Raw genomic sequence first — 21,646 nt, forward strand, 5'->3', positions numbered from 1 at the left:
TGTGAGATCCAGGGTGGGGAGGGTGATCGCACCTTCGGCCTGAGTAGGCTGGCCGCCATGGTCGAGGTGCGTGGTCTCCTGGTGGACTGGGGCGGCGTCCTCACCTCCGGGCTGGAGCCGGCGCTGCGCCGCTGGGCGGAGCTGGACGACTTCGACTTCGATTCGTACCTCGAAGCGGTCATGAAATGGCTGCCGTCCGAGAACGTGACCGCCGAGCTGAACCCGGTGCACGCGCTGGAGCGCGGCCAGATCGCGGTCCCCGACTTCGAGCGCAAACTCGCCTCGCTGCTGGTCCGCCGCGACGGTACGCCGGTGCCCGCCGAGGGGCTGATCGAGCGGATGTTCGCGCACTTCGAGCACCAGCCCGCGATGGCCGCGCTGGTCCGCCGGGTCAACCAGCACGGGATCCGGACCGCGCTGCTGTCGAACTCCTGGGGCAACACCTACCCGCGCGACACCTGGGACGGGATGTTCGACGACATCGTGATCTCCGGCGAGGTCGGGCTGCGCAAGCCCGAACCGGAGATCTTCCTGCTTGCCGCCCGCCGACTGAACCTGAAGCCGGAGGAGTGCGTCTTCGTCGACGACCTGCAGCTGAACGTCGACGGCGCCCGGGCGGTCGGGATGACCGCGATTCTTCACACCGAGTACGACGAGACCCGGCGAGCGCTGGAAGACCTGTTCGGAGCCGACCTGACGTGACCGTGACCACCCCTCCTTCTTCTCCAGTCCGGCCGGACGGGCGTCGGCGTACGCTGATCGCGATCGTGGCGTGCGCCGTGCTGGTCGCGCTCGGCGCCTGGATCGGCAGCCTGTTCGGCGGCATGATCGACCTGCGCGTGTACCGGATGGGCGGCTCGGTGCTGCTGCACGGCGAGTCGCTGTACGACGCGAAGCTGCCCGGCTCGGGGCTGCCGTTCACGTACCCGCCGTTCGCGGCGATCGCGATGGTGCCGCTGGCCGCCGTACCGTGGGCGCTCGCGCTGATCGCGTGGACGACGATCTCGGTGCTGTGCATCACCGCCTTGTGGCGGATCAGCCTGACCAGGACGTTCTGGTCGTTCGTGACGCAGCGGAAGCGGACGGCGGTGCTGGTCGCGTTGACGATCTTGTCGCTGCTGCTCGAGCCGGTCTGGCAGACGATCCAGTTTGGCCAGATCAACCTGTTGCTGACCGCAATGATCCTGCTGGACCTGGTGCGCCCGAAGGACACCCGGCTGCGCGGGTTCTGGCTCGGCGTCACGATCGGCGTCAAGCTCACCCCGCTGCCGTTCCTCGCGCTGCTCGTCGTGACGAAGCAGTGGCGGGCGCTGCGGAACGCGGTGTTCGGGCTGCTGGCGACGATGGGGATCGGCTTCGCGATCGTGCCGCACCAGTCGTGGCACTACTGGACCAAGGTGATCCTGGACGCGAACCGGGTCGGCGGGATCGCGTACACGGGCAACCAGTCCTTCAACGGCTTCCTGCACCGGATCGGCAACCAGGCGAGCTGGGTGCAGCCGACCTGGTTCGTACTGTCGGCGGTGTTCGGGCTGGCGGTGCTTTGGCTGGCCCGGAAGTACTGGCTCGCGGACGAGCGGGTGACCGCGATCTCCGTGATGGCGCTCGCCGTCCTGTACGCGTCGCCGATCTCGTGGAGCCACCACTGGGTGTGGATCATCCCGCTCGGCGTCAGCCTTATCCGCGGCGTGAACCGCGTCTGGGGCCTGAACCCCGCGGTGGTTACCGGCGTACTGTTCTACGGCTTGTTCGTGCTGCGCTCGATCTGGTGGGTACCGTACCGCGACGACCGCGAACTGAGCTGGACCTTCTGGCAGTCACTCCCCGGCAACTCACACCTGATCGTCGGCATGATCGCCTTCATCCTGCTGATCGTCACCAGCCGCAGCCTGCCCAAGCCGTCAGGCGGAGAAGAGCAGGAGTAGGCCGGCGCAGGTGTAGCCGACCATGACGACGAGTAGGGGGAGCTGGCCGGCTAGGGCCTTGGCACGGGGGAAGAGGGCGACGGCGCGGTCGTGGGCGGAGGTGACGCCCAGGAGGTGGCCGCAGACGACGGCGAGCACCTGGATGACGGCGATCAGCGTGCTGTGGTTGGTGATGTCGGTGTTCACCGCGAGCAGGCCGGTGCCGAAGATGTTGGCGCCGTTGCTCAGCGGGTCGCTCAGGTAGATCAGCGTCCGCTGGCCCTCCAGGATGAACAGCGTCAGGTAGTGCGCCACCACGTACCCGAAGGCGATCGGTACGACGGAGTGTGCGAACAGGCCCGGTAGCGCCGTCCTGGAACTGTCCGAGAGCCGGCCCGCGAGCACCGTCGCGCCGGAGTACGTGACCAGGACGACCAGGATGAAGACGATCAGCGCGCCGGTGCCGAGCCAGGTCATCGAGACGTTCTGGTTCTGCGCCCAGCCGATCCAGGTGGACGAGTTCGAGAACCCGTCGTACGCCGTGGAGCCGAGCAGTGCGGCGACCATCCCCACCAGCCCGGGCTGCGGCTTGAGGCCGTCGAGGTTCTCCAGCGGGCGCCGGACCACCAGCGCACCGTCCGTACGGCGGCCCCACGGCGACAGCCGCGCCATCAACGACGCGTACACCTCGAACGGATCGCCCTGCGCGAACCACTTGTCGCCGAACAGGATCGCCCCGAACATCGTGATCACGACGTACAGCGCGATCCAGGCCTGCAGGACCGGGATGGTCGCGCGGTCCGGAGCGACCAGCTCGAGCCAGGTGAACGCGAAGATGCCGAGCGCGGCCGGCCACAGCCCCACCCAGCGCGGCAGCTCCAGCAGGCCCTTCGACGGCGGCTGGCGGAGCAGCTTCGAGAGCAGCAGGTGGATGGTGCGCAGCGGGTTCAGCGTCCGCCAGACCGGGCCGAGCACGATCGAGATCGGCACCAGCCCGACCCAGACCAGGATGTAGACGAACCCGAAGATCGGGTTCGTCAGCCGGTCCACGCCGAACATCAGCGACACCATCGCGTACAGGAAGATCGCCAGCCCGGCCAGCCGGACGACCCAGCGGAACCAGCCGGCGTCGACGGTCCGGGTGATTGCGGCCGGCAACGGCTTCCCGGACGCGTTCCCGCGGTACTTCGGACTCCGCCAGGCCAGGCCGAGCACGACGAAGGACACCGCGACCGCGACCGAGGCACCCCCGACCGCCAGCCCGAACGGGATCGGCAGGTCCTGCCGCCCGCCGATCCCGTGCAGCGGCAGGATCAGCGGCAGACTCACGAGACGACGAGTTTGGCGACGAGCTTGCCGCTCTTGTGGGTCTCGACCTCGAAGGTGCCCTTCATGTTCGCGGTGAACTTCACCGAGGCGGGCTTGCCCGGGGTGAGCTCCAGCATCTTGTCGTACCCGTGGATGTGCAGTTCCTCGGCGGCGTCGCTGGTCGCGGTGACCAGGACGGTCTGGCCGGCCTTGACCTTGATGGTCGCGCCGCTCGGGTTCACCTTGCCGTTGGCAACGGTGACGGTGATGGTCACGTCGGCCGTCTCGCCGGACGGGGAGCCGGTGTTCGGCGCGCCCGGGGTCGGCGTGCTGGCCGGCAGCGTGGAGGTCGGCGTACCGGAGGCGCTCGGCGACGGGGTGTTGCTGCCGCTGGTGCCGTCGCCTCCGCCGCAGCCGGCCAGGACCAGCATGCCGAGGGTGGGCAGAAGAGCGGTGGCAGCACCGCGAGTGAGCGTCGTACGCATCGGTCCAGGAGCCTTTCGAGGGGTCGTGTGACGTCGCCGGGTGCGGGACACACCCTCTTGCCTGACGAACGCGGATAGCTCAGTGTTCCCGTACAGGAAGTGTTGCAGCACACTGTCGGACCCACCCACTAGGGTGAGAAACCTGTCGACGAGAGGAAGGTGACTGACATGCCGGACCGGCTGACGTCGCTCGATCTCACCTTTCTCAAGGCCGAGTCGCCGGCCACCCCGATGCACGTCGGGACGGTCGACATCTTCGAGCCGCCGGTGCACGGCCCGGGGCTGGCGGAGGGGTTCGACTACGAGAGCCTGGTGGCGCTGATCCGGGACCGGATCGCGTACGTGCCGCGGTACCGGCAGCGGGTCCAGCAGATCCCCGGGCGGTTCGCCGGGCCGGTCTGGGTGGACGACGAGGAGTTCGACATCACCTTCCACGTCCGGCGGTCCGCGCTGCCCCGGCCGGGGACGCACGCGCAGCTGCTGGAGCTGGTCGCCCGGATCATGTCCCGGCGCCTCGACCGGGCCCGGCCGCTGTGGGAGATGTACCTGGTCGAGGGCCTCCAGGGGGACCGGTTCGCGATCATCGCGAAGTCGCATCAAGCGCTTGTCGACGGCAACAGCACGGTCGACATCGGCCAGGTGGTGCTGGACGCCACCGCGCACCCGAAGGACACGCCGACCGACACCTGGCAGCCGGAGCACCCGCCGTCCGCGCTGGAGCTGCTCGCCGGGGTGTTCGCGGACGCCACCCGGAACCCGACCGCCGTGCTGGAGCTGGCCCGTGCCGAGCTGGCCGGCCTGACCGGCTCCACGTCGGTCCGCGAGGTGCTCGGCGGCGTGGTCGGCTCACTGGTCGCGCAGCGGCACGCCCAGGAGAGCTCGCTGCACGTGAAGACGTCCGGTCAGCGCCGGTTCACCACGGTGCAGACCGACCTGGAGGACTACCGGACGATCCGCGCGGCGCACGGCGGCACCGTCAACGACGTGATCCTGGCGGTGGTGGCGGGCGCGTTCCGGTCCTGGATGATGACCCGCGGCGAGGGCGTCGGGCCGACCCGGAGCGTCCGGGCGGTGGTTCCGGTCAGCATCCGCGACGACGAGGACGAGGAGCCGACCTCGCTCGGCTCCCGGGTGATCGCCTCCGCGGTGAACCTGCCGATCGGGGAGAACTCCCCGGTCATGCGGCTGCACCAGATCTCGTACCAGACGAAGGTGCACAAGGACACCGGCCGCGCGGTCAGCGCCCGCTCGCTGGTCGGTATCGCCGGGTTCGCGCCGACCACGTTGCACGCGCTGGCGGCCCGGGTCGCGACCACCACGGTGCGGCCGATCGACGACGTGGTGATCACCAACGTTCCCGGCCCGCAGTTCCCGCTGTACGCGCAGGGTGCCCCGATGCTGGCGTCGTACCCGGTCGTCCCGCTGATGCCCGGGCAGGGCCTGTCGGTCGGCGTCACGTCGTACGACGGCAAGGTGTACTACGGTCTGAACGCGGACCGCACCGCCATGCCGGACCTCGCTGTTTTCGCCCAGTGCGTGACCGACGCGCTGGACGAGTTGCTCGACACCACCAGGGGCAGCCGGAACCGGGCCTCCCGGGGCCGGAAGAAGCCCCGCGGCACGACCAAGAAGGCGGGCTCATGAGGGTCTATGTCCCATCGACGCTCCGGCTGCTGAGCGCGGCGTGCAACGCCGGCGAGGCCGGCCCGGCGCCGCTCACGGTGTACGCCGTGACGCCCGCGCTGCGGGAGTGGTACGCCGAGGGCGACGACGAGGAGCTGGAGTACGCCGCGATGGCGCAGGCGGCCCGCGCCTCGGTCGGACTGCTGGCCGCCGATCCGGGGACCAGCCGGAGACGGGTGGTGATCGCGGCCGAGGTCAGCGCCGTACCGCCGGCGGACGGGTCCGTGGAGCTCGGCGACGCCCGGCTGGAGCTGCACGTGGTGATCCCGTGGCGCTCGGTGGCGTCCGTGCACCTGGACGCCGCCCAGGCGACCACGGTGATCGGTAAGGCCGCCGATCTCTGGGACGCGGCGCACGGTGTCGGATCTTCAGCGGTAGACGACGACGCGGTGTTCGCGCTCGATTCGTGCGAGGCTGAAGACCTGATGTGGTACGCGACACAGGAGATCCCCGATCTGCTCGCGGCGGAGGGGCCGCGCGGCGGACAGCGTATATAGGGAGCTGATGGCGATGCAGGCGATCTGGAAGGGGGCCATCTCGTTCGGGATGGTGACGATCCCGATCAAGGTGTTCTCCGCGACCGAGGAGAAGGACATCTCGTTCCGTCAGGTGCACGTCGCCGACGGGGGCCGGATCCGGTACAAGCGGATCTGCGCGATCGACGGCGAGGAGGTGCCGTACTCCGACATCGGCAAGGGGTACGAGATGCCCGACGGCCGGATGGTGGTGCTGGACTCGGACGACTTCGCCGACCTGCCGCTGTCCAGCAAGAAGGTCATCGACGTGCTGGAGTTCGTGCCGGCCGACCAGGTCGACCCGCTGTACCTCGGCAAGTCGTACTACCTGGCCGCCGACGGCGGGCCGGGCGCCAAGCCGTACGTACTGCTCCGGGACGCGCTGGAGGGGTCCGAGCTGTACGCACTGGTCAAGGTCGCGCTGCGGTCCCGGGAGAGCCTCGGGCTGCTCCGGACCGTCGACGACGTGCTGGTGCTGCAGGTGATGCTCTGGCCGGACGAGATCCGCGACAAGTCGTTCGCGGCGCCGCCGGAGGACGTCGAGATCCGGTCCCAGGAGAAGGCGATGGCGTCGTCGTACATCGACACGCTGCGCGGCGAGTTCGACCCGGACCAGTACCACGACGACTACCGCGAGGCGCTGGAGAAGGTCGTCGAGGCGAAGGCCCAGGGCGTGCCGCTGCCGGAGTCCGAGGAGGAAGAGGCAGGCGAGGGCGCCGAGGTCGTCGACCTGGTGGCCGCGCTGCGCGCCTCGGTCGAGGCCGCCAAGGCACGGCGTGCTGGTGGCGGGTCCGAGTCGGCCCCCGCGAAGAAGGCACCCGCCAAGAAGGCCGCCGCGGCGAAGAAGGCCCCGGCGAAGAAGGCTGTCGCCAAGAGTGCACCGGCGAAGAAGGCTGCGAAGAAGAAGTCTGCATGAGCGAAGCACGGCAACGTCTGGGCCTTCCGGCAGCTGCCGTGGCGGAAGTGATGCATCAGGCGCGTTCGTGCTTGACGGTGCTGGCGTGGCACGATGCTGGTGTCACGCCAGGCCACCCGAACCCGGCGTGCCCAGTACGATCCACCACCTGATCGAGGAGTGCCGCAGCATGGATGCCGTGACCGCCGTACCGACGCCTGCCAACGAGCCTGTGAAGGGCTATGCGCCCGGATCGGCCGAGCGTGCGAGTCTGGAGGCGAAGCTCAAGGACTTCGTGGCGGGCGGGTCGATCGAGCTGACCTGCACGATCGGTGGCGAGCAGAAGCTGGGCGGCGGCGCGCCGATCGACGTGGTGCAGCCGCACAAGCACGCGCACGTGCTCGGCACCCTCGGCAACGCGACCGAGGCGGACGGCCGGGCGGCCGTGGACGCGGCGCTGGCGGCCGCTCCGGCGTGGCGCTCGCTGTCCTTCGACGACCGCGCGGCGATCTTCCTGAAGGCGGCCGACCTGTTGTCCGGCCCGTGGCGCGACACGCTGAACGCGGCCACCATGCTCGGTCAGTCCAAGACGATCCAGCAGGCCGAGATCGACGCGGCCTGTGAGCTGATCGACTTCCTCCGGTTCAACGTGGCGTTCGCGCGGCAGATCGTCAGCGACCAGCCGATCTCGTCGCCGGGCGTCTGGAACCGGGTGGACTACCGGCCGCTCGAGGGCTTCGTGTACGCGATCACCCCGTTCAACTTCACCGCGATCGCCGGCAACCTGCCGACCGCGCCCGCGCTGATGGGCAACACGGTGGTGTGGAAGCCGTCGCCGACGCAGCAGTTCGCCGCGCACTGGACGATGCGGCTGTTCGAGGCTGCGGGCCTGCCGGCCGGTGTGATCAACCTTGTCACCGGTGACGGCATCGAGGTCAGCAAGGCGGCGCTCACCCACCCGGACCTGGCCGGCATCCACTTCACCGGCTCCACGAAGACGTTCCAGTCCCTGTGGGGGACGGTCGGCACGAGCATCGCGTCGTACAGGACGTATCCGCGGCTGGTCGGCGAGACCGGCGGCAAGGACTTCATCCTCGCGCACCCGTCGGCGGACCCGGCGGTGCTGAAGACCGCGATGGTGCGCGGCGCGTTCGAGTACCAGGGGCAGAAGTGCTCCGCCGCGTCGCGGTCGTACGTGCCGCGCTCGGTGTGGAACCTGATCAAGGACGACATCGTCGCCGAGACCGACTCCCTGACCATGGGCGACGTCACCGACCTGTCGAACTTCATCGGTGCGGTGATCGACGACCGCGCGTTCGCCAAGCACAAGGCGGCGCTGGACCGGGCTCGTCAGGTCGCCTCGATCGATGTTGTTGCCGGTGGCACCTATGACGACAGCGAGGGGTACTTCGTCCGCCCGACGCTGCTGGTCTCCGGCGACCCGACCGACGAGATCTTCAGCACCGAGTACTTCGGCCCGATCCTCGGCGTGCACGTGTACGACGACGCGGACTACGAGACGGTGCTGCGCGAGATGGAGCACTCGGCGCCGTACGGCCTGACCGGTGCGGTGATCGCGCAGGACCGGCACGCGATCGCGGCGGCCGCGGAGTACCTGCGGTTCGCGGCCGGCAACTTCTACGTCAACGACAAGCCGACCGGCGCGGTCGTCGGCCAGCAGCCGTTCGGCGGCGCCCGGGCGTCCGGCACCAACGACAAGGCCGGCTCGATGTGGAACCTGATCCGTTGGGCTTCCCCGCGTTCGATGAAGGAGACCTTCACCCCGCCGACCGACTACCGGTACCCGCACCAGGGCTGAGTTATTCGGAGGCGCCGGGCGGCGGCAGTTGCCTATGCTCGGCGCCATGAGGTCCGGCGCGCAGGACGATCCTTACCGCGAGGTGCTCGGCCGGCTGGCCGAGGGGGCCGACCATCGTGACGCCGAGCGGCTGCTGCTCAGCGCCGGGTGGATGCCCTGCGGTGCTGGGGACTGGGCTGTCGCGTACCGTGCGCCGGACGGTCGTGCCGCCGCGCGGGTCAGCCCGTTCGATCCGGCGGGGCCGTACACGGCGGCGTTGTACCGGGAGGCGGCCCACACCGGCCAGGTGCCGCGGCTGTTCGAGCACCGTCGGTTGGTGGGCGGTGGGGACCTGCAGCTCCTCGAATGGCTGTCGCCGGTCGCGGCGGAGGAGGCCGCCGAGTTCCACCGGGCGCTTGCCGCGCGGGAGCCTGAGGTCGCGGCGTTGGTGGATGTCGTACGGCGGGTGCACGAGCGCGGGCTGCGGGAGTCGCCGTGGTTCGCGCCGAAGGTCGACGACAATCCCGACAACATCATGCGCACCGAAGACGGGCGGCTCGTCGCGGCGGACTTGTTCAGCGCGGACGGGCCGAAGCTCTACGCAACCGTGCTCGACGACCCCGACCTCGTGGTCGCCCGGATTCCCGAGAGCGAGCGGCGGTTCATGACCGAGCTTCCGCTGACCTACACAGGCCCCTGGTCGGACGAAACCCGCGAGGCGATGCGCAACGGCCTCGCTGCTTCCGACGCCAGACGTTAGGCGGTGTGGTGCAGTTCCTGCGTGGGCGGGTCGACCAGGAGCGCCGAGCCGCACTTGGTGCAGATCCACTCGTCGGGCTCGTCGATCTGGTAGTCCGACGGCTCGATGCGTTCGAACGGCATCACGGTGGCGCAGAAGGCGCAGTACTGGGTCGCGTCAGATGGGGTTCGGTCGCGCTTCTTGCGCAGGACTGTTCGCATCAGTACGGGTCACCTCCGGTGCAAAGCTTCTTCTCAGGTTCCCACCGGAGGTGCCGTGGTCAGCGCAACGACACGGGGTTTACTTGCCGCTCCACTCGTGACCCAGGTCGTGCTCCTTCTGCAGGCCGTTGCGGATCGCGTCCACCACGAACGGCTCCATCTTCCGGCCGATCAGCGGTACCGCGACCTTGATGTCGAGGTCGATCGCCTGGATGCTCTGCGCGCCGTTCGCCGCGATCCGCGCCGTACCCTTCAGCGTCACCGGGGTGTTGCTGATCTCGCCGGACACGTCCGCGGTCCGCGAACCGTCCGCCGCGGCCGGGTGCCAGGTCTCGGTCTGCACGACGGTCAGCGTCTCGCCGACGAACTTGCGGGCCATGTCCGGGATGTCCTTGGCCTCCATCTTCCGGCTGACGCGGATCACGGTGTCGTTGCCGGACGTGCTGACCTTGACGTCGTACGACAGTGCCTTGGTCTTCTCGCAGGCCCTGCTCGCGGAAGGCCGTGTCCGTCACGATCGCGAACACTTCCTCGGGGGTGGCGTCGTACGACGCCGACATCTTCAGCTCCATGTCGTCATCATGGCATCAACGTCGTGGTTTTCAGACCGTGTTCAGCAGGTCGACCACGGACTGCTGCCGTGCCGCGTCGAGCTTGTCGACCGGTCCGGACCAGCGCAGGCCGTACTGGTCCATCGGCGTCCGGTCGGCCGCGTACGCGCGATCGGCCTGGCGCTGCAGGTACGCCGTGTACGGATGGTCCGACAGCGCCGCGTTGAGCTTGCCGAGGCCGCGGACGTGGGCGCCTTTGAACGACGGGCCGTCGCCGCCGCAGTCGCCGTCCTCGCACGGCTCGCGGAGGATGCCGTCGGCGGTGTGCAGCGATGCCGCGGTCGTCGACGCGTCCGCGAGCTGCCGGGCGCTGGTCAGGTACGCCGAGTTGTTCGTTGCCTTGGACAACTCGGTCAGCGCGCCGATCAGCACGCCCTGGTTGTACGTCCACGCGGTCTGGCCGTTGTTCTTGCACGTGGACAGGTCGATCCCGTCGTTCACCAGGTGCGAGCCGTTGATCATCCCGGTCTGCTGGAACCACGTCCAGCCGTTCTGCGCACGTTGCAGGTACGTCGTGTCACCGGCGATCCGGGTGTGCAGCTGCGCGTTCAGCTGGATGTACAGCGAGTTCGAGATCGCGTTCTTGTACGTCTTCGCCTCGCTCCACCACACCCCGCCGCCGCACGTGTTGTCCCAGTACGCCGCCATGTGGTCCGCGTCGGCGCGCGCCGTCTGCAGGTAGCGCGCCTCGCCGGTCAGGTCGTACGCCGCGACCCACGCCAGCCCCCACCACCCGGTGTCGTCGATGTAGTCGTTGCGGAACTGGCCCTCGAACTTGTTCAGGTTCAGGTCGTACGTCTTGCCGATCGCGTACTTGTAGCTGGTCATCCCGCTGGCCCGGATGTTGTCGATCAACGCGTTCAGCGCATTCGCCGAGTTCCACCAGCCGGTGGTGTCGAACAGCCCGCTGGACAGGTTGTAGTCCTGCATCAGCGCGGTCGCGGCCGCCGTACGCCGGTCCCAGGCGTTCCACGTCACCCGCGCCCACGGCGTACAGGCGATGTCCGCGCGGTCGCCGGCCTTGCCGCAGGCGCGGAGGGCGCCGACGCCGAGGTTGTTCCAGTCGTCGACGTTGTACATCAGCGTCCGCCAGCCGCTCTGCCCGGACGGGATCGCGGTGTTGCCGAGCCGGCTGCCGGCGGACCAGGTACGGCCGCCGTCCATCGAGCGGTCGAGCCAGACCTCGTCGCCGGGGTTGCCGTTCTCGATCGAGGCCCAGCCCATCGCGTCGTCGTCGTCGAGGTGCAGGGTGATCGTGCGGCCGAAGAGGGTTGCCGATACCGGGGTGCGCTCCTTCGGCGCGAGACCGGGGTCGCGGGCGTCGCAGTACTTGTTGCAGATCGTTGCCTGGGCGGACATGTTCACCGGTGGGGTCTCGGCCGGCGCGGGCAGCGGTGCGCCGAGGGGAGCGATCAGGAGGGCAAGGCTGGAAACGATTCCAACGGACATCACGGATCTCCCTGGGGCGGTAGGAAGAGAGCGGTGTCACCGACGGTAGGCGGAGGACCTCAACGCGTCAAGGGTGGAGATCAGAAGACGAGCAGGGCGGCGAGGACCGTCGTGGCCACGACGAGCGCGGTGGCGATCGCGAAGGCGCGGCCCCGGGCGCGGCGGCGGGCGAGGGCGGTGCGGTCGGGGCGGGTGCTGCACGGGTCGAAGCCGAGCGCGTCGGCCGGTGCGAGCACCGAGCCCAGCCGGGCCAGGACCGACCGCTGCTCGGCCTGCCGGGTGGCCTCGTCGACGACCCGGCGGCGCATGAATTCCCGGTGCCCCCTCGGCGGAACCGGCAGCCCCGGCGGGAGCGCTCGCTGGACAACAGCGTGTGCGGCCGCCACCCGCCTCGCCCGGCTGATCGCAGGCGGGAGGATCAGGTAGGCGAGGTGGACGAGCGACCGGTAGTCGTCGAGCAGCAACGCCTCGACCAGCGGTTCCTCCCGCGGAGGCCCCTGAACCGGAGCGCGCATGAACGGAGGGCCGATCGGCGTCTCGACCGTGGCGGACATGCAACTCCTCGACTCGGCGTACCGCTGCATCTTCCTGGACCAACGAACGAATCACTGACCAGTCACGGACCTGTGGGCTAGTCTCCGTCACATGAGCGCTGGCGACGGGGTGACGGGGCAGTGGGGCGGGGTCGACGTGCACTTCGGCGAGGAGGGCGGCCGGCTCACGTACGGCAGTTACCTGCGCCTCACCGAGCTCCTCGACCAGCAGCGGCTGGAGTCGGAGCCGCCGGCGCACGACGAGCTGTTGTTCATCACGATCCACCAGGTGTACGAGCTGTGGTTCAAGCAGAACCTGCACGAGCTGACCGCGTCCCGAGACGCGATGCTGGCCGGTGAGCTGTGGCTGGCCGAGCACCTGCTCCGCCGGGTGCACACGATCGAGCGGGTGCTCACCCAGCAGGTGGACATCCTGGAGACGATGACCCCGCAGGACTTCGGCGAGTTCCGGCACCGGCTGTCGCCGGCGTCCGGGTTCCAGTCGGTGCAGTTCCGCGAGATCGAGTTCCTGTCCGGCGCCAAGGACCCGTCGTTCGTCCGCCGGTTCCGCGGCCTGACCGAGGCGGAGCAGGACCGCCTGCGCCGCCGCCTCGAGGAGCCGACGCTCTGGGACGCGTACCTCGACGTCCTGCGCAAGGGCGGTTTCGACACCGACTCCGAGGACTCGATCCGGGACGCGCTGCGCAAGGTCGCCGGCGACCGCTCGCACTACGCCGCGATCTGGGAGCTCGCCGAGGCGCTCCTCCAGCACGACGAACTCGCCGCCGCGTGGCGCGCCCGGCACGTGGTGATGGTCGAGCGGATGATCGGTACCAAACCGGGCACCGGCGGCTCGTCCGGCGCCAACTACCTCCGCAGCCGCCTGGACCTCCGCTACTACCCGCTGCTCTGGGACCTCCGCTCGAACCTCTGACTCTCTGACCGAAGGGCCGACCGCGTGAAGCTCTACTCCGACGTAGGAGCACAGCGGGCCGGGCAGGTGGTGGGGGATCTGCTGCTGGTCGCCTGGATCTGGTTGTGCGTGGAACTCGGGCTGCTCGTGCATCGGATGGTCGAAGCCCTCGGTACGCCGGGACGCAAGGCCGCCGAGGCCGGCGATGGGCTGGCCGGCGACCTGCGGAAGCTGTCGGCGCCGATCGGGAAGGTGCCGGCGGTGGGCGACGAGTTGCGGGCGCCGATCGACAGCGCGGCCGGTGCCGCGGGCAAGCTGGCGCAGGCGGGGCGGGACCAGGTGCACGCCGTCGACCAGTTGGCGTACGTGCTCGCGGGCGTGACGATCGGCCTGCCGGTGCTGTTCGCCGTACTGATCTGGGTACCGCGGCGGATCCGGTTCGCACGCCGGGCGACCGCGGCGCAGAAGTTCGTCGACAGCGCGGCAGACCTGGACCTGTTCGCGCTGCGCGCGATGGCGAACCAGCCGATGCACGAACTCGCCAGGATCTCCGACGACCCGGTCGCCGCCTGGCGCGACGGGGACGCCGAGGTGATCGCCCAGCTCGCCGGCTTGGAGCTGCGCGCCACCGGGCTCCGGCCGCCCCGCACGTCCGCTTGAACCTGGCTTGAGGATGCCTTGAGCCTGCAGAAGCTACCCTCGGGGACATGGCGCGGGTGCTGCTGATCGAGGACGACGATGCGATTCGGATCTCGTTGGGGAAGTCTCTGACGGCGGCCGGGCACGTCGTGTCGGCGGTCGCGGCCGGTGCCGACGGGGTCGCGGCAGTCGCCCGGGAGAAGCCCGAGGTGCTGCTGCTCGACCTCGGCCTCCCGGATCTGGACGGGCGCGACGTACTCGCGATGGTGCGGGCGGTCAGCGACGTACCGGTGATCGTGGCGACGGCGCGGGACGACGACGCGAGCGTCGTACGGCTGCTGGACGCGGGCGCGGACGACTACGTGATCAAGCCGTTCAGCGCCGCGCAGATGGACGCGCGGATCCGGGCGGTCCTGCGCCGGCTCGGGACGGACCAGCAGGGCGAGTCGACCGTGGAGGTCGGTGGGCTGCGGATCGATCCGCGCAGCCGGGAAGTGAGCGTGGACGGCGCGCCGGTGGAGCTGACCCGCAAGGAGTTCGACCTGCTGCTGGCGCTGTCGCGTCGCCCCGGGGCGGTCGTCAGCAAGCGGGAGCTGCTCGCAGAGGTCTGGGGGCTGCCGTGGGGCGGTGGCGACCGGACTGTCGACGTCCACCTGTCCTGGCTGCGGCGGAAGCTCGGCGAGACGGCGGCCGAGCCGCGGTTCCTGCACAGCGTGCGCGGCGTCGGGGTCAAACTCGCTGTTCCTGACGGAGACGGCTGAGCATGCGCCGCAGGATCCTCCTCCTCTCGGTCGGCATGACCACGCTGGTCGTCCTCGCGTTCGCTGTCCCACTGATCCTCCTGCTGCGCAGTACGACCGCCAGCGAGTCCAAGGACAAGGCGCGCAACCGGGCGGAGACCGTCGCCTACTACGTCGGCGACCAGGGCCGCACCGCCGACGACGTCACGGCGTACATCAACGGGCTCCCGGCCGGGCCGGGGAAGATCTCCGTGCGGATGGCCGACGGTACGACGCTGGGCAGCCCGCCCCCCGGCGGTGTGCCGACGCCGAAGGCGGTGCCGGCCGGGTACGACGACGGCGGCGGCGGCAAGAAAGGCCCCCCGAAGGTCGGGGACGCGGAGTACCGCGACGTGAGCGGCGGCCTCGCGGTCGACGTCGGCGTCGGTACGCCGAACGGCACCGCCTCGGTCTGCCTCTACCTGACCGGCGACGAGCTGTACGCCGGGCTCACACCACGGATCCTGATCCTGGTCGGCGGCAGCCTGGTCGTCCTGCTGCTCAGCATCGTCGGCGCCGAACTGGTGTCCCGCCGGCTCGCGCGACCGCTCGAGGAGACCGCGAGTACGGCGGAACGCCTGGCCCGCGGCGACATGGACGCCCGCGCCCCGACCACCGGCCCCGCCGAGGTCGCCAAGGTCGGCTCCGCGCTCAACGGACTCGCCGACCGGATCGACGAGGTGATCGCCGTCGAACGCGAAGCCGTCGCGGACCTCTCGCACCGCCTTCGGACGCCGCTGACCGCGCTCCGCCTGCAGGTCGAGGCGATGCCGGACCGGGACAGCGCCGAAGAGCTGAACACCCAGGTCACCAGCCTGGAGCGGACGCTGACCGCGGTCATCAGCGCGGCCCGCCGCCCGCAGCGCGAAGGTCGCGTCCCGCACTCGGACGCGGTCGAGGTGAGCCGTCAGCGGGCCGCCTTCTGGGAGCCGCTGTTCGAGGACCAGGGCCGGGAACTGGCGCTGGACCTGCCGGGCAAACCTGCGCCGGTGCGCTCCTCCGCGGAGGACCTCGGCGCGGCGCTGGACGCGCTGGTGGAGAACGTCGTCGCACACACCCCCGACGGGACACCCGCCCGCATCACCCTCACCCGCGCGGACGGCATCGTCCGAATCGTTGTCGCCGACAACGGCCCCGGAATCCCCCTCGGCGCCGGCGAACGCGGCCGCAGCGACCGCGGCTCCACCGGCCTCGGCCTCGACATCGCCCGCCGCTGCGCCGAAGCCGCCGGCGGCACTCTCACCCTGCACCGCAACGAGGTCGAGCTGACCCTCAAGTCCGCCGCCGAGAACTGACCTCGACCTTCCACCATCCCCACGCTATGTAGTTGATCAGCTACATTGAGTTCGTTGTGTGGTATGCCTGGCTGGCGACTGCTGAACAGAACGGGGAGTTCGGATGGCCGTTCGTGGCCGTGGGTTGCGGATGTTGCTCGGGTTTGTGCTCGTGGTCACGACCGGATTGGTGCTACCGGCAACTGCCCGGGCGGACACCGTGCGGGACTTCGGGAAGGTGTTCGGCGCGCAGACGAACGGCGCGGTCCGGATCACCGGGAACAGCCTGCTGACCTGTGACCGGTCGGACGCCACCTGCCGCGCGACGCTCGACGGCGGGCGGACCAAGGCGAACAACAACGACTGGAACATGGAGCTCCTCGACCTGGACTCCGACCCGTCGACGAAGTCCTCCTCGGGCGCGACCGTGGCGCTGCCGGCCGGTGCGCAGGTGCTGTACGCGGGCCTGTTCTGGGGCGCGGCCCGCGGCGCCGGCAAGGGCGGTACCAGTACCACTGACGACGGTACGACGATGCGCCTCCGGTTGCCGGGCAAGTCGGCGTACCAGACCGTCACCGCGGACCGGACCGACTACCTGAACACCGGCTCGAAGAACGACTACTCGTCCTACCTCGACGTCACCGACCTGGTACGGGCCGGGGGCAACGGTGAGTACTGGGGCGCGGACGTCCCGACCGGGACCGGTGCCGACCGGTACGCCGGGTGGAGCCTGGTGATCGCGTACCAGCAGGCCGACGAGCCGTTGCGCGACCTGAGCGTCTTCAACGGGTACGCCAAGGTCTCCAGCGGCGAGCCGGTGCGGACCAGCATCTCCGGGTTCCTCGCGCCGCCGAGCGGTGCGGTCAACGCACGCTTCGGCAGCGTCACGTACGAAGGTGACGCCGGGATCAGCGGCGACTACTTCGCGGTCAACGGCACCCGGCTCGCGGACGCGCAGAACCCGTCGGCGAACTTCTACGGCAGCCGGATCACCGACGGCGGCGAGAACCTCGCCGACCGGACCCCGGCCAGCGTGAACAACCTGGGCATGGACGCGAAGGTGGTGGACGCGGCCGGCATCCTGCCGAACAACGCGACCAGTGCCGAGCTGACCTTCGCGAGCACCGGCGACGTGTACTACCCGGCCGCGCTGACCACCCAGATCGACCTGTACGCGCCGACCATCGTCGGCACCAAGACGGTCCGGAACCTCGCGGGAAACACCCCCGCGAAGGTTGGTGACACCCTCGAATACACGTTGAGCTTCAGCAACACCGGCGACGACGCCGCCCTCCGGTCCGCGGTCCGCGACGAGCTGCCGGCGAACACGACGTACGTCCCGGGCTCGCTGTCGATCGTGTCCGGTGCGGGCGCCGGTGCGAAGACGGACGGATCCGGCGACGACCAGGCGGACTACAGCGGTCGCACGGTCCGCTTCCGCGTCGGCACCGGCGCGAACGCGACCACCGGCGGCCGGCTGGCGAAGGACCAGAGTACGACGGTGCGCTTCCGGGTGACGGTCGACAAGGCCGCCGCCGGTACGACGCTGGACAACGCCGGCCTGCTCGACTACACGGCCGAGACGCTGAACAAGCAGTACACCTACCGGACCGACGAGGTACACACTCCCGTCGCGGCCGAGGCGGACCTGTCGATCACGAAGACCGGCAAGCCGGACCCGGTCGCCGCGGGCGGCGAGGTCACCTACACGTTGGTTGCCCGTAACAACGGTCCGAGCGCCGCGGAGGACGTGAAGGTCACCGACACCCTGCCCGACGGCGTCGAGCTGGTGTCCGCCAAGCCCACCCAGGGATCCTGCACCTCGACGACCTGCTCGCTGGGGACCATCGGTTCCGGGTCGACGGCAACGATCACCATGGTGGTCCGGGTTCCGGCCGCAAGCACCGCGACCAGCCTCACCAACGTGGCGACGGTCACCAGCTCCACCTCCGACCCGAACCAGGACAACAACACCTCCTCCGTCACCACCGACGTCACGCGTACGGCGGACCTCGCGCTGGTGAAGTCCGTCGATCCGGCGCACCCGGCGCCGGGTGAGCCCGTGGTCTTCACGCTCGCCGTCAAGAACAACGGCCCGTCCGACGCCGCGCAGGTCCGGATCGCCGACGCGGTCCCGGCCGGCTTCACGATCACCGGCGTACAGTCCACGGCGACCTGTACGACGGCAGCGCGCGACGTGAACTGCACCCTTCCGCGGCTCGCGTCCGGCGCGAGCGTCGCGGTCCGGGTCGCGGCGACACTGGACTCCGGCTACCAGGGCGGCGCGCTGACGAACACCGCGAAGGTCATCAGCGACACCCCGGACCCGAACGAGTCGAACAACACGGACACCGTGACGATCACCCCAGCGGCACCGAAGGCGGACGTGGTCGTCACGAAGACGACCGTGACCAAGCCGGTCGTCGCGGGCGAGCCGATCACCTACCAGATCAAGGTGCACAACACCGGCCCGTCCGACGCGAAGGCCGTCCACCTGAGTGACGCCGTACCGTCGGCGCTCACCGACGTCACCGCGGACACCTCCGCCGGCTCCTGTGCCATCAGCTCCGGGCAGGTCGCCTGCCCGCTGGGCGATCTCCCGGCCAGCGAGACCGCCATCATCACCGTGACAGGGCTCGTGTCGCCGAAGGCGATCGGTGACCTGACCAACTCCGCGACCGCCGAGAGCACGACGCCGGACCCGGACACCAGCAACAACACCGGACGTACGACGGACACCGTGACGACCAGCGCCGACCTGGCGATCACGAAGACCGCACAGCCGGTCCCGGTGCACGCAGGCCAGCCGGTCACGTACACGCTGACCGTCACGAACAATGGGCCGTCCGCGGCGCAGTCCGTGAAGGTAACCGACCCGGTGCCGGCACCGCTGCAGTACGTATCGGCCAAGAGCTCCGCCGGCAGCTGTACCGAGGCCAGCGGCACCGTGACGTGTGCTGTCGGCACGGTGGCGCCAGGAGACACAGTCACGGTGACCGTGGTGGCAAACGTCCCGTCCGGCACCCCGCCGAACGACCTGAAGAACACGGCGACCGTCTCGTCCCCGACGGCGGACCCTGTCGACAGCAACAACACCGCGACGTACACGATCACCACGGCCGCACAGGCGAACATCACGATCACCAAGACCGCCTCGCCGGACCCCGTGGTCGCGGGCAAGGCGATCACTTACAAGTTGACCGTGCGCAACACCGGCCCGTCGGACGCGCAGGGCGTCAGGGTCGTGGACGACGTACCGGCGGCTGTCACCGGAGTAACAGCGTCCGCGACCGGTGGAGCGACCTGCACTGCGGTCAACGGGCAGGTGCGCTGTCTGGCCGCAACGCTCGCGGCCGGGGACAGCTTCGTCGTCACGGTGACAGGAACGGTCGCCGCGAAGACCGCGCCAGGGGAGCTCGTCAACTCCGCGACAGCCACCGCTGAGACTCCGATGGACCCCACGAAGTCGGACAACACCTCGACCACTACGCCGACCGTCCGGACCGAGGCGGACCTGTCCGTCGTCAAGACCGCGCCTGCAACGGCCGTCGCGGGTGACGAGCTGACGTACACGCTGGCCGTACACAACGCCGGCCCCTCGGACGCTGTCGGAACTGTAGTGACCGACCCGCTTCCAGCAGGTACGACGTTCGTCAGCGCTGCCGGCTGTACGCACGCAGACTCGGTGGTCAGCTGCGATGTCGGCCGCCTGGCACCTGGTGACGGCAAGACGATCACTGTGGTTGTCAAGGTCTCACCGGACCAGCCGGCCGGGACCCTGACCAACAAGGCCACGGTGAGCTCGCAGACACCGGATCCCAACGACAGCAACAACAGCAGCACGGCAGCGACCAAGCTGACCACTGCCGCGGACCTGGCGATCAGCAAGACCGTGCAGCCGTCGCCACTCGTGGCCGGTGGCGAGGCCGTCTACACGCTCACCGTGCACAACAAAGGTCCGTCCACGGCACAGCAGGTCTCAGTGACCGACGCAGTACCGGCTGGCCTGTCGGTGCTGGACGCAACGAGTGCAGACGGTACCTGTACGACGGCCAACGCCACGGTGACTTGTGTGCTCGGCGCTGTTGGTGCTGACGGCAACGCGGTCGTCGTCATCCGGGTAGCCGTCGCGTCGTCGCACACTGCCGCCGTGACGAACAGTGCCTCGGTGAGCAGTACGACGACCGACCCGGACCCGTCGAACAACAAGACCCAGGTGACGACAGAGGTCCAGCAGGTCGCCGACGTCGAGGTCATCAAGACCAGCGACGACGCGACCGTAGTCGCCGGAGGGGGAGTGACCTACCGCCTGACGGTGGTCAACCACGGCCCGTCCGACGCTACTGCGGTCACTGCAACCGACAGCCTGCCGACCGCGCTGAAGGTCACCTCGGTCGACCCGGCGTGCACTGCCACGGGACAGACAGTCCGGTGCGCGCTCGGCACCATCGCCGCGGGCAAGGCCGTGACTGTGGTCATCACCGCAACGCTCGACCCGGCGTACCAGGGGAGGTCGCTGGCGAACACGGCCACGGCCACCTCACCGGTCACGGACCCGGACGAGAGCAACAACAGCTCCACGATCACCACACCGGTCGAGACGCGGGCAGACCTCAGTGTCACGAAGACGTCCGACCCTGCCGGGGTGACGCCGGGCAGTGCGTTCGACTACACGATCGTCGTCAACAACGCCGGTCCGTCGACCGCACGGGCAGTAGTACTGTCCGACACCGTGCCGGCTGGCCTCACGGTCAGCTCTGCGTCGAACGGGTGCACCGTGAAGGGTCGTGCGGTCACCTGTCAGCTGGGCGACCTGCCGATCGGACAGGTGGTCGTAGCGCTCCACGTGCGGCTGGCAGCCGGGTACGACGGTGCCAGCGTCGTCAACACCGCAACCGCGACCTCACACACGACCGACCCGGATCCTTCCAACAACACCGGTACGGCGGAGTCGCCGGTCACCGCGTTGGCCGACCTGGCGATCACGAAGACCATGTCCCCGCCTGCACCGGTTGCTGGGCAGTCCGTGAAGTACGTGCTGACTGTAAAGAACAACGGCCCGTCACACGCCCGCCTGGTGACCATCACAGACGAGCTGCCGCGTGGGCTCAGCAACGTCACCACAACGGGCAGTGCCTGCATCCTGCTCCCGCCGGAAGCACCTGGCGCCCCGGACACTCCTGCAGCAGGCACGGTGCGGTGCAGTACGTCGGAGCTCCCCGTTGGAGGCACGGTCACCGTGACGGTCACCGCAACCGTCGTACCCGGGTTCAGCGGCACCCTGGAGAACCTGGCACGCGTCGGCTCGGCCACACCGGACCCGGTGATCGCCAACAACGAGGCGAAGGTCAGCGGCCGTACGACGCAGTCCGCGAACCTCAGCGTCCACAAGACCGCGTCGGCGGCAACCGTGATCGCAGGGCACTCGCTGGTCTACACGATCGCCGTCCACAACGCCGGCCCGTCGTCAGCAGCGGGTGTCACGATCACCGACGTCCTGGCAAACGGCCTACGCCTCACCAGCACACCGGAGCACTGCACGGCCGCCGGCCAGAAGGTCACCTGTTCTGTAGGCCGCATAGACCCCGGTACGACGGCACAGGTCTCCCTGAACGTCCTGGTGGACACGACGGATACCTCAGTGACCAACACTGCAACGGCCCAGTCGACCACCCCGGACCCCGACCCCAACAACAACACGAGCACTGTCACGGTCCGAGTCACACCACCCCAGCCCGGCCGCCCGAAGCCGGAACTCCCCAACACCGGTAGCGACGTGAGCCCCGCCGTACTCCTGGCAGCCCTGGCCCTGATCGCAGCCGGCGTCGGCGCCATCGTCGCAACCCGCCGCCGCGGCTAACCTGCAACAAGCTGCAACTTTCTCTCAGCTTGTCCCCAGG

Annotated in this window: 18 protein-coding genes; 12 read left to right on the forward strand and 6 right to left on the reverse strand. The window is 69.5% G+C overall.

Annotated features, from left to right (window positions below; all coding sequences use genetic code 11):
- Nucleotides 1–57: 57 nt before the first annotated feature.
- Together JOF29_RS31965 and JOF29_RS31970 are read left to right on the forward strand one after the other, a co-directional pair.
- Nucleotides 58–702: an HAD family hydrolase gene (locus JOF29_RS31965; RefSeq protein ID WP_209698108.1), complete on the forward strand. Its 645-nt coding sequence runs from the start codon at nt 58–60 to the stop codon at nt 700–702.
- Nucleotides 699–1,925 carry a glycosyltransferase 87 family protein gene (locus JOF29_RS31970; RefSeq protein WP_307863802.1) on the forward strand — a complete coding sequence of 409 codons (1,227 nt, stop codon included), beginning with the start codon at nt 699–701 and terminating at the stop codon, nt 1,923–1,925. Before JOF29_RS31965 ends, JOF29_RS31970 begins: the two co-directional genes overlap by 4 nt.
- On the opposite strand, the gene JOF29_RS31975 is transcribed toward JOF29_RS31970, so the two are convergent.
- Nucleotides 1,902–3,233 carry a hypothetical protein gene (locus tag JOF29_RS31975; protein ID WP_307863803.1) on the reverse strand — a complete coding sequence of 444 codons (1,332 nt, stop codon included), beginning with the start codon at nt 3,231–3,233 and terminating at the stop codon, nt 1,902–1,904. The two genes, JOF29_RS31970 and JOF29_RS31975, sit on opposite strands and share 24 nt — an antisense overlap.
- Entirely contained in the window at nt 3,230–3,697 is a 468-nt protein-coding gene (locus JOF29_RS31980; protein ID WP_209698109.1) for a cupredoxin domain-containing protein, read from the reverse strand. Before JOF29_RS31980 ends, JOF29_RS31975 begins: the two co-directional genes overlap by 4 nt.
- A 168-nt stretch (nt 3,698–3,865) precedes the next feature.
- On the opposite strand from JOF29_RS31980, the gene JOF29_RS31985 reads away from it, so the two are divergent.
- From JOF29_RS31985 to JOF29_RS32005, 5 genes are all read left to right on the forward strand, one after another.
- Nucleotides 3,866–5,341 (forward strand): WS/DGAT/MGAT family O-acyltransferase, encoded by a 1,476-nt coding sequence (locus JOF29_RS31985; protein ID WP_209698110.1) that lies wholly within the window; start codon nt 3,866–3,868, stop codon nt 5,339–5,341.
- The gene (locus JOF29_RS31990; RefSeq protein WP_209698111.1) at nt 5,338–5,877 is read left to right on the forward strand and encodes a DUF6912 family protein; all 540 of its coding nucleotides are present in this window, start codon (nt 5,338–5,340) and stop codon (nt 5,875–5,877) included. The genes JOF29_RS31985 and JOF29_RS31990 overlap by 4 nt, the downstream gene beginning before the upstream one ends.
- Before the next feature lie 7 nt (nt 5,878–5,884).
- Nucleotides 5,885–6,811, forward strand: a complete 927-nt coding sequence (gene ku, locus JOF29_RS31995; RefSeq protein WP_245359656.1) for a non-homologous end joining protein Ku — start codon at nt 5,885–5,887, stop codon at nt 6,809–6,811.
- A 169-nt stretch (nt 6,812–6,980) separates the two neighbouring features.
- The gene (gene pruA, locus JOF29_RS32000; RefSeq protein WP_209698112.1) at nt 6,981–8,609 is read left to right on the forward strand and encodes an L-glutamate gamma-semialdehyde dehydrogenase; all 1,629 of its coding nucleotides are present in this window, start codon (nt 6,981–6,983) and stop codon (nt 8,607–8,609) included.
- Nucleotides 8,610–8,655: 46 nt separating this feature from the next.
- Nucleotides 8,656–9,348 carry a hypothetical protein gene (locus JOF29_RS32005; protein WP_209698113.1) on the forward strand — a complete coding sequence of 231 codons (693 nt, stop codon included), beginning with the start codon at nt 8,656–8,658 and terminating at the stop codon, nt 9,346–9,348.
- Here the strand turns inward: JOF29_RS32005 and JOF29_RS32010 are convergent.
- From JOF29_RS32010 to JOF29_RS32025, 4 genes are all read right to left on the reverse strand, one after another.
- Nucleotides 9,345–9,548, reverse strand: a complete 204-nt coding sequence (locus JOF29_RS32010; protein ID WP_209698114.1) for a hypothetical protein — start codon at nt 9,546–9,548, stop codon at nt 9,345–9,347. The two genes, JOF29_RS32005 and JOF29_RS32010, sit on opposite strands and share 4 nt — an antisense overlap.
- A 79-nt stretch (nt 9,549–9,627) precedes the next feature.
- Nucleotides 9,628–10,014 carry a DUF2505 domain-containing protein gene (locus JOF29_RS32015; protein ID WP_245360748.1) on the reverse strand — a complete coding sequence of 129 codons (387 nt, stop codon included), beginning with the start codon at nt 10,012–10,014 and terminating at the stop codon, nt 9,628–9,630.
- A 136-nt stretch (nt 10,015–10,150) separates the two neighbouring features.
- Nucleotides 10,151–11,608: a glycoside hydrolase family 76 protein gene (locus JOF29_RS32020; RefSeq protein ID WP_245359658.1), complete on the reverse strand. Its 1,458-nt coding sequence runs from the start codon at nt 11,606–11,608 to the stop codon at nt 10,151–10,153.
- Between the two features lie 80 nt (nt 11,609–11,688).
- Complete coding sequence (locus JOF29_RS32025; RefSeq protein WP_209698115.1) at nt 11,689–12,162, reverse strand: hypothetical protein; 474 nt, start codon at nt 12,160–12,162, stop codon at nt 11,689–11,691.
- Between the two features lie 91 nt (nt 12,163–12,253).
- On the opposite strand from JOF29_RS32025, the gene JOF29_RS32030 reads away from it, so the two are divergent.
- The 5 genes from JOF29_RS32030 (at nt 12,254) to JOF29_RS32050 (ending at nt 21,606) form a co-directional block, all read left to right on the forward strand.
- Entirely contained in the window at nt 12,254–13,075 is an 822-nt protein-coding gene (locus JOF29_RS32030; protein WP_209698116.1) for a tryptophan 2,3-dioxygenase, read from the forward strand.
- Between the two features lie 24 nt (nt 13,076–13,099).
- A complete protein-coding gene (locus tag JOF29_RS32035) occupies nt 13,100–13,714 on the forward strand; it encodes a hypothetical protein (RefSeq protein WP_209698117.1) in 615 nt (204 codons plus the stop codon).
- A 47-nt stretch (nt 13,715–13,761) separates the two neighbouring features.
- Entirely contained in the window at nt 13,762–14,454 is a 693-nt protein-coding gene (locus tag JOF29_RS32040) for a response regulator transcription factor (RefSeq protein WP_209698118.1), read from the forward strand.
- 2 nt (nt 14,455–14,456) lie between these two features.
- On the forward strand, nt 14,457–15,767 hold the full coding sequence (locus tag JOF29_RS32045; RefSeq protein ID WP_209698119.1) for a sensor histidine kinase: 1,311 nt from the start codon (nt 14,457–14,459) through the stop codon (nt 15,765–15,767).
- A gap of 103 nt (nt 15,768–15,870) precedes the next feature.
- Entirely contained in the window at nt 15,871–21,606 is a 5,736-nt protein-coding gene (locus tag JOF29_RS32050) for a CLIPPER-2 domain-containing protein (RefSeq protein ID WP_209698120.1), read from the forward strand.
- Nucleotides 21,607–21,646 lie beyond the last annotated feature (40 nt).

Source organism: Kribbella aluminosa (assembly GCF_017876295.1).
GTDB classification, from domain to species: domain Bacteria; phylum Actinomycetota; class Actinomycetes; order Propionibacteriales; family Kribbellaceae; genus Kribbella; species Kribbella aluminosa.